This window comes from Mesorhizobium sp. M7A.F.Ca.US.006.04.2.1 (genome assembly GCF_004022915.1).
Taxonomy (GTDB): Bacteria; Pseudomonadota; Alphaproteobacteria; order Rhizobiales; family Rhizobiaceae; genus Mesorhizobium; species Mesorhizobium ciceri.
Map to the genome: position 1 here is coordinate 1 of NZ_RZQA01000968.1, position 2,158 is coordinate 2,158.

The following is a 2,158-nucleotide window of genomic DNA, read 5'->3' on the forward strand; positions in this document are numbered from 1 at the left end:
CCCGCCGTCAGCTCGACGGCGTATTTCATGAAGGTGGCGGCATGGTCGGACGAGCCGCGCGCCACGGTGACGACGAACTGCGGGTCGCGTTCCCGGATGCCGCGCCCGGCTTCGGTCAGCACGGCGCCGGAGCCGTCGAGCAGGCGGGCGACGGCCTGCGGGACCTCCTCGATCTCGCGCCGCATATGGGTCATCTCTGTCGACATGGTCGGCTCTGTCGTGCTCATGGTCGGCCCTCTTCGCTCGGCCCTGTCAGCCGCAGTTCGGCGACGAAATCATAGGCGTCGCCCCGGTAGATAGAGCGGGTGAATTCGATCACCTTGCCGCTCGCCAGATAGGAAATACGTTCGATGTGCAGGCCGGCAATGCCTGGCGGCACCTCGAGCAGGCGCGCGTCGCTGTCGCCGAGATTGGCGGCGGAAATGCGCTGCACCGCCCGCACCGGCCGATTGCCGGTCAATTCCAGCGCGGCATAGAGCGAGGAGCCTATGTCGGCCGGGTCGGGCAACACGCTGGCCGACAGCGAGGCCCGCTCGATCGCCAGCGGCGTGTCGTTGGCAATGCGCAGGCGCGCCACGCGCGCCACCAGTTCGTTCGACGACAGGCCGAGCACCATCATTTCGTCGGGCGAAGGTGCGTAAAGGCCGCGGTCGAGCCATGCCGAACGCACCACCATGCCGCGCCGCGCCATGTCCTCGGTAAACGAGGTCAGCCGCGACAGCGACTGTTCGACACGCTCCATGCGCGGCGCCACGAAGGTGCCGGAGCCGTGGCGCTGCACCAGGATGCCGCCCTTGACCAGGTCCTGCACCGCCTTGCGCACGGTGACCCGCGAAATATCGGCCTTGGTGGCGATGTCGCGCTCGGAGGGCAGCGCGTCGCCCGGCCCGATCAGGCCGCGATTGACCGCGTCCTCGATGCTCTTGCGCAACTGCAGATAAAGCGGCGCGCCGCTTTGCGCCTGATGTTTCAGCGTGGCGAAGATCTGGTCGGCGGCCTCGCTCATCGAGTTGCCTCCGCGTGTCCGGCAAGGAGGCGAACCGCCATCTGCACCGCGCCGCCCAGCGCGTCGTCGAGCGGCGGCTTCAGCAGCGCCCGGTAGCGGGCAGACAGGCGCGGCGGGTAGAGCGGCGCCAGCCCGCCGAGGAGGCACAGCGGCGCGTCGTCGGCGAGATCGAGCGCGCCGAGCGAGGCTTCGACATCGGCAACTACCTTGTCGAGGATCCAGTTGGCGACGCTGTCGCCCTTCTCGGCGTGTTCGAACACCTTGGGTGCGAAGCCGCCGAAATCGCCGGGCTTGGCATTGGTGGTGAATTCGACGACATCCTCCGGGTTGTTGCGGAAGACGGCCAGCATGCTCTGCGTCAGCGGCGAGCCCGCGCGGACGCCGTCATAGGCAAGCAGTGTCTGTTCGAGCAGGTCGCGGCCGATACGGGCGCCGCTGCCCTGGTCGCCAACCTGGAAGCCCCAGCCGCCGATGGCGCGCGATTTGCCTTGTCTGCGCGCCATATAGGCGGTGCCGGTGCCGAGGATCGCCATGGCGCCGTCACCGGCGCCGACAGCGCCTTCCAGCGCGATTTCGGCGTCGGTCTCGACTTGGCTGATGCTGAATGGCAGGATCGCCTCGAGCTGCTGCCGGTAGGTGCCGACATTGGCGCCGGCAAGGCCGAGAATTGCGGGCGTTCGCGGGATCAGTTCCGGATCCTGCCCGGCGACGAGGAACGCCTGCCTGGCGGCCTCGACGATGTTCGAGCGAGCGCCGGTCAGGTCGGTGCGGATGTTGGCGGCGCCGCTTTTGGCGCGGCCGATCACCGTGCCGTCCGCCGTTGCCAGGGCGGCCCTGCAGCTGGTGCCGCCGCCATCGATTCCGAGCACGAAATTCACGTTGATTTCTCCTCCGGGCGGATAATACCAATAAAATACCAATAGCCAAGGGTTAATTTCCGTTTCAAAAAGTTTAAGCCGTATTTTATTGAAAAATCTGCGTATTTCGGCCGCTCAGCGATTTCCAGTCCGCGAATTCGTTAATGCGTGTGGACAAGTGGTATTTTTTTGGTATTGTTCTGGTAATAGTGGAAGAAGTCGCCCTGGCCGATGACGGTGGTGTAGCCGATCAGGTCGAAGGTCTTTGGCGTCGGCGGCGTCAGCGGCGCGCCGA

At 65.9% G+C, this 2,158-nt stretch carries 2 protein-coding genes and 2 pseudogenes; all 4 read right to left on the reverse strand.

What is annotated here, in order from left to right; all coding sequences use genetic code 11:
- Nucleotides 1-206, reverse strand: a pseudogene (locus EN925_RS32935) (aminotransferase); the annotation flags it as partial.
- A gap of 17 nt (nucleotides 207-223) precedes the next feature.
- Entirely contained in the window at nucleotides 224-1,006 is a 783-nt protein-coding gene (locus tag EN925_RS32940) for a GntR family transcriptional regulator (RefSeq protein ID WP_063169682.1), read from the reverse strand.
- Nucleotides 1,003-1,884 (reverse strand): N-acetylglucosamine kinase, encoded by an 882-nt coding sequence (locus EN925_RS32945; protein WP_128337242.1) that lies wholly within the window; start codon nucleotides 1,882-1,884, stop codon nucleotides 1,003-1,005. Before EN925_RS32945 ends, EN925_RS32940 begins: the two co-directional genes overlap by 4 nt.
- Before the next feature lie 173 nt (nucleotides 1,885-2,057).
- A pseudogene (locus tag EN925_RS41105) lies at nucleotides 2,058-2,158 on the reverse strand (carbohydrate ABC transporter permease); the annotation flags it as partial.